Origin of the sequence: Streptomyces sp. NPDC041068 (genome assembly GCF_040647455.1) — a bacterium.
Classification (GTDB): domain Bacteria; phylum Actinomycetota; class Actinomycetes; order Streptomycetales; family Streptomycetaceae; genus Streptomyces.
Genome location: NZ_JBEZCG010000038.1, coordinates 21169 through 27812, shown reverse-complemented (window position 1 = coordinate 27812; position 6644 = coordinate 21169). Strand labels below are relative to the sequence as shown.

The following is a 6644-nucleotide window of genomic DNA, read 5'->3' as shown; positions in this document are numbered from 1 at the left end:
ACAACCCCGCAGCACCCTCCACACAAGAGAGCAACCGCCCCGCCTGACCCCCCAAAGCCTCCACACCACGACCCGACAACACCCACGGCACCACCACAGGCCGGGTCACGGGCTCGGTCGGCTCGTGCGTCTCGGCCTCGGGATCCTCTTCGGGAGCCTGCTCCAGGATCACGTGCGCGTTGGTGCCGCTGACGCCGAAGGACGACACCCCCGCCCGGCGCGGACGGCCGGTCTCCGGCCAGGCCCGTTCCTCGGTCAGCAGCTCCACCGAGCCCTCCGACCAGTCCACCTTCGACGACGGCTGATCCACATGCAGGGTCCGGGGCAGCACCCCGTGCCGCATGGCGAGCGCCATCTTCATCACACCGGCGATGCCGGCGGCGGCCTGGGTGTGGCCGATGTTGGACTTCAGCGAGCCCAGCCACAGCGGACGGCCCTCCGACCGCCCCTGACCATAGGTGGACAGCAGCGCCTGCGCCTCGATCGGGTCACCCAGCGTCGTACCCGTGCCGTGCGCCTCCACCGCGTCCACGTCCGCCGACGTCAGCCGCGCATTGGCCAACGCCGCGCGGATCACCCGCTGTTGCGAGGGACCGTTCGGCGCGGTCAGGCCGTTGCTTGCACCGTCCTGGTTCACCGCGCTGCCCCGGATCACCGCCAGCACCGGATGGCCGTTGCGGCGTGCGTCGGACAAGCGCTCCAGCAGCACCATTCCCGCGCCCTCGGCCCAGCCGGTGCCGTTGGCCGCGTCGGCGAACGCCTTGCAGCGGCTGTCGGGCGACAGCACCCGCTGCCTGCTGAACTCCACGAAGAGACCGGGAGTGGTCATCACCGTGACACCGCCGGCCAGGGCGAGCGAGCACTCGCCGCCCCGCAGCGCCTGCGCCGCCAGGTGCAGGGTGACCAGCGACGCCGAACACGCGGTGTCCACCGTGACGGCCGGTCCCTCCAGACCGAGGAAGTACGAGATACGACCTGACAGCACCGCGCCGGAGCGGCCGGTGCCCAGGTAGCCCTCAAGCCCTTCGGGGGTCTTCCGCAGCAGCGCGCCGTAGTCGTGGCCGTTCGTACCGGCGAAGACGCCGGTACGGCTGCCCTTCAGCGACGAAGGGTCGATCCCGGCCCGCTCGAAGGCCTCCCAGCTCGTCTCCAGGAGCAGCCGGTGCTGCGGGTCCATCGCCAGCGCCTCACGCGGCGAGATGCCGAAGAACGCCGGGTCGAAATCGGCGACCCCGTCGATGAAGGACCCCTCGCGGACGTAACTCTTGCCCTGCCGCTCGGGATCCGGGTCGTAGATGTCCTCGCCCCAGCCGCGGTCCCCGGGGAATTCCGATACCGCGTCGGTGCCGTTGGCCAGCAGTTCCCACAGATGCTCGGGCGTCCGCACGCCTCCGGGAAAGCGGCAGCCCATTCCCACGATCGCGATCGGCTCCCGCGAGGCGGCCGCGAGCTTCCGATTCTCCTTGCGCAGCCGTTCAGTTTCTTTCAGGGAGACGCGCAGGGCGTCGAGGATCTTCTCCGGAGACGTGCTACTCATCGCGAACTAACTCCACATTTCTGGCGCTCGGCGCTCAGTGGTTCTCGGGCGCTTTCAGGAATCGGTGCTGTCGAATGCCATGCGGAGCAGGCTCTCGGCATCCATCGAGTCGATCGACTCCTCGTCGACCGGCTCGTGGTCGTTCTCTTCTTCCGCCTGGTTCTCTTCCTGGAAATCGGCGAGTTGAAGAAGAACGTCCATCAACCCGGCGTCACGGATTCTCGCCAGCGGAATCGACGCCAGGGCCTCGCGTACCCGCGTCTCGTACGGCGTTCCGGCGTCGTCCGCGCTCTCGCTCTCCGGCAGGAGACGGGTCAGGACGGTCTCCGCCAGGTCCGCGGGCGTGGGGAAGTCGAAGATCAACGTGGGTGGCAGGGGCAGGCCGGTCGCGGCCTTGACCCGATTGCGCAGCTCCACCGCGGTCAGCGAATCGAAGCCCAGGTCCTTGAAGGGGCGTCCCCCCGCGATCGTCGCGGTATCGGCGTGTCCGAGAACCGCGGCGGCGTGCGTCAGGATCAACTCCCGTACGACGCGCTTGCGTTCGGCGGCGGGAAGTCCCGTCAGCCGCTCCCGCAGCCCCGCGGCCGAGCCCGCGCCCGGCTCCCCACCGACGGTGGCGGAGGCCGCGGCGGCCTCCAAGGCCCTGCGGGCCTCCGGGATCCCGTGCAGCAGCGGCGAGGGGCGCACGGCGGCGAAGGACGGGGCGAAGCGGTCCCAGCTCACGTCCGCCACCACGGCGAACTCGTCCCCGCGCCCGAGGATCCGGCCCATGACGGCGACGGCGTCCCGCGGGTCCATCGCGTCGAGTCCGCTGCGGTGCGTCCACTTCTCCCGCGTCTCCCCCTCGGCGAGTCCACCGCCCGCCCAGGTCCCCCAGGCGATGGAGGTACCCGGCAGGCCCAGGGCGCGGCGGCGGTTCACCAGCGCGTCGAGGAAGGCGTTGGCGGCGGCGTAGTTGCCCTGTCCGGCCGCGCCGACCGTGCCGGACATGGAGGAGAAGACGACGAACGCGGAGAGGTCCGACTCACGGGTCAGCTCGTCCAGGTGCACGGCGGCGTCCACCTTGGGACCCCGTACACGTGCGAACCGCTCCGGCGTCAGCCCGTCGATCACCCCGTCGTCGAGCACGCCGGCGGTGTGCACCACGGCGGTCAGCGGGTGTTCGGCGGGGACGGAGCCGAGCAGATCGGCCACGGCGTCCCGGTCGGCGACATCGCATGCCGCGACCGTGACCTCGGCACCGAGCTCCCGGAGTTCGGCCGCCAGTTCGGCCGCGCCCGGGGCGTCCGGGCCACGACGGCTGGTGAGGATCAGGTGCGCGGCGCCGTTCCGGGCCAGCCAGCGGGCGACGTGGCCGCCCAGGGCACCCGTGCCTCCGGTCACGAGCACGGAGCCGGAGCCGCCCGGCTGCCATGCCGCGTCGTCGGCGGCACGGTCGGCCACACCGCCGCTACGCGCAAGCCGACGGCCGAAGACGCCGGTGGCACGCACCGCCACCTGGTCCTCGGCGCCCTCCGACGCCAGCACGGCGGCGAAGCGCTCGGACGCGCGGGCGTCGAGCGTCTCGGGGAGGTCGATCAGGCCGCCCCAGCGCTCGGGGTGCTCCAACGCCACCACCCGGCCCAGGCCCCAGACCTCGCTCTGGACGGGGTCGGCCACTGCCTCTCCGCCGTCGACGGCGACCGCGCCGCGCGTCACACACCACAGCGGCGCGTCGACTCCGGCGTCACCGAGCGCCTGCACCGAGGCCAGGGTCGTGGCGATACCGGCCGGAACGCCGAACGCCCCGGGTGCGGTGCCGGAGGCGGCGACAGCGCCACTCTCGGCGGTGGCGATCGCCAGCAGCGAGACCACGCCGTCGACCGGCGAGCCGTCCTCGACCGCCGAAGCCAGGGCCCGGCCCCACTGCTCCCGGTCGGCGTGGCTGCCGTCCAGCTCGACGGTGACCACCCGGGCCCCGCGAGCGGACAGCGCGTCGGCGGCGAACGCGGCCGAGTCCGTGTCCGTGTCCTTGTCCGTATGCCCCTCGGGAACCAGGAGCAGCCAGGTGCCCGAGAGCACCGCCGAGGAGTCGAGGCTCAGCGGCTGCCATCCGATGCGGTACTGCCAACCGTCGAGCCGCACATGCTCCTGGCGCTGCCGCCGCCAGGCCGCGAGTGCCGGAACGACCTCGCCCAGCGGCTCTCCGCCCGGCAGGTCGAGCGTCGCGGCGAGCGTGTCCAGGTCCGCTCGCTCGACCGCGTCCCAGAACTCGGCGTCGACGCGATCGGCGGGCAGGGAGGGGGCCATCTCCGCGGCCGGGTTCTCCAGCCAGTAGCGCCGGCGTTGGAAGGCGTACGTGGGCAACTCCACGCGGGTCGCGCCGGTTCCGGCGAACACCTGCGTCCAGTCGACACGTACGCCGTGCGTCCATGCCTCGGCGACCGAGGTCAGGAAGCGGTCCAGGCCGCCCTCATCGCGCCGCAGCGAACCCACCGCCACGGCCTGCTCCGCGCCACGGTTCTCCAGCGTCTCCTGCACGCTCATCGTCAACACCGGATGCGCGCTCACCTCGACGAACGCGCCAAAGCCCGCACCGGACAGCGCGCCGATCGACTCCTCGAAACGCACCGTCCGACGCAGGTTGCGGTACCAGTAGCCCGCGTCCAGCCCGGTGGTCTCCACGGGCTGTCCGGTCACCGCCGAATAGAACGGCACCCGAGCGGGCTGAGGGCTGATGTCCGCCAGGACACGGGCCAGTTCGGCCTCGATCAGCTCCACGTGGGAGGTGTGCGAGGCGTAGTCCACCGGCACCTTGCGAGCGCGGACACCCTCGGCTTCGCAGGCGGCGAGGAGTTCGTCCAGGGCGTCCGGCTCACCGGCCACCACCGTGGAGGACGGGCCGTTGACCGCCGCGATCTCCAGACGGCCGACCCAGCCCTCCAGCCGGGACTCCACCTCGGCCAGCGGCAACGCCACCGACATCATCCCGCCACGACCCGCAAGATGCTCCGCGATCGCCTGCGAGCGCAACGCCACCACCCGCGCACCATCACGCAACGACAGACCACCCGCCACACACGCGGCAGCGATCTCCCCCTGCGAATGCCCCACCACCGCCGACGGCTCCACACCCAGCGAACGCCACACCTCCGCCAGGGAGACCATCACCGCCCACGAGACGGGCTGGACCACGTCTACGCGATCCAGCGACGGAGCACCCTCCGTGCCGCGCAGCACGTCCACCAACGACCAATCCACAAACTCCGACAGAGCCGCCGCACACTCACCGAGCCGCTCGGCGAACACCGGGGAAGCGTCCAGGAGTTCCACGCCCATGCCCGCCCACTGCGCACCCTGACCCGGGAACACAAACACCACCCGATCGCCCACGCCCTCGGACACGCCCGCAATCACACCGGGCGCCTCTTCACCTCGCGCCAGCGCGGCGAGCCCGGACACCAGACCGGTCCGATCGGCGGCGACCAGCACCGCACGGTCCTCGAACTCCGCACGCCCCGCCGCCAACGACCAACCCACATCCACCGGGGACAGGGCCGGGTCGGCCTGGAGATGGGAGAGCAACCGCGCGGCCTGACCACGCAACGCCGCGCCATCACGACCGGACAGCACCCACGGCACCGCCGCCGGCTCCACCGGAGCGGTCACCTCGGCAGGCTCAGCCGCCTCCACCAGCTCCGGCTCCGGCGCCTGCTCCAGAATCACGTGCGCGTTGGTCCCACTCACACCGAAGGACGACACACCCGCACGACGCGGACGCCCCTCGACCTCCGCCCACTCACGCGACTCCGTCAGCAACTCCACCGCACCCGCCGACCAATCCACCTTCGACGACGGCTCATCGACATGCAGCGTCCGCGGCAACACACCGTGCCGCATCGCCAGCACCATCTTCATCACGCCGCCCACACCGGCCGCAGCCTGCGTATGACCGACGTTCGACTTCAGAGAGCCCAGCCACAGCGGACGGTCCTCCGACCGCTCCTGGCCATAGGTGGACAGCAGCGCCTGCGCCTCGATCGGGTCACCCAGCGTCGTACCCGTACCGTGCGCCTCCACCACATCCACCTCAGCGGCAGAAACACCCGCATTCGCCAACGCCGCGCGAATCACCCGCTGCTGCGACGGACCGTTCGGCGCCGTCAGGCCACTGCTGGCACCGTCCTGGTTGAGGGCGGAACCACGGACGATCGCGAGTACGGGGTGTCCGTTGCGGCGCGCGTCGGACAGCCGCTCAAGCAGCAGCATCCCCGCGCCCTCGGCCCACGCGGCGCCGTCCGCGGCATCCGAGAACGCCTTGCTGCGGCCGTCGGCGGCAAGGCCGCGCATGCGGCTGAACTCCACGAAGACGGTGGGGGTGGACATCACCGTGACGCCGCCGGACAGGGCCAGCGAGCACTCGCCGTTGCGCAGCGCCTGGACCGCCAGATGCAGGGTCACCAGCGACGACGAGCACGCGGTGTCGACGGTGACCGCCGGGCCCTCCAGACCGAGGGTGTAGGAAACCCGGCCGGAAGCGACGCTCGCGGCACTGCCGTTGCCTATGTGGCCCTCAAAGCCGTCGGGCGCGACGTGCATCCGAGAGGCGTAGTCGTTGTACATCACACCGGCGAAGACACCTGTCCGGCTGCCCCGCAGGGACGTGGGGTCGATCCCGGCCCGCTCGATGGCTTCCCAGGAGGTCTCCAGGAGCAGCCGCTGCTGCGGGTCGGTCGCCAGCGCCTCGCGGGGTGACATGCCGAAGAAGCCGGGGTCGAACTCGGCGGCGGAGTGCAGGAATCCGCCCTCACGCACATAGCTCTTCCCCTGCCGCTCCGGGTCCGGGTCGTACAGGTCCTCGTCCCAGCCACGGTCCGTCGGGAACGGGGACACCGCGTCGGTGCCCGAGGCGACGAGGTCCCACAGGTCCTCGGGGGACGCCACGCCGCCCGGATAGCGGCAGCTCATCGCGACGATCGCGATCGGCTCCGAGTCCTTGGCCTCCAGCTCCTCCAGTCGGCGACGCGTCTGCCGGAGGTCGGTCGTTGCCAGCTTCAGATACGACCGAAGCTTCTCTTCGTTAGACATGCGAGCTCAGTCCCCCACGAAAACGGCGGTCTTCGTTGTT

General features: G+C 71.4%; 2 protein-coding genes. Both read right to left on the bottom strand.

Annotated elements, in window-relative coordinates; translation table 11 throughout:
- Positions 1–1537: beta-ketoacyl synthase N-terminal-like domain-containing protein (locus tag AB0B50_RS43855; RefSeq protein WP_362343471.1), on the bottom strand; the 1537-nt coding region annotated here is incomplete at its 3' end.
- A 54-nt stretch (positions 1538–1591) separates the two neighbouring features.
- On the bottom strand, positions 1592–6604 hold the full coding sequence (locus tag AB0B50_RS43850) for a type I polyketide synthase (protein ID WP_362343469.1): 5013 nt from the start codon (positions 6602–6604) through the stop codon (positions 1592–1594).
- Positions 6605–6644: the final 40 nt, after the last annotated feature.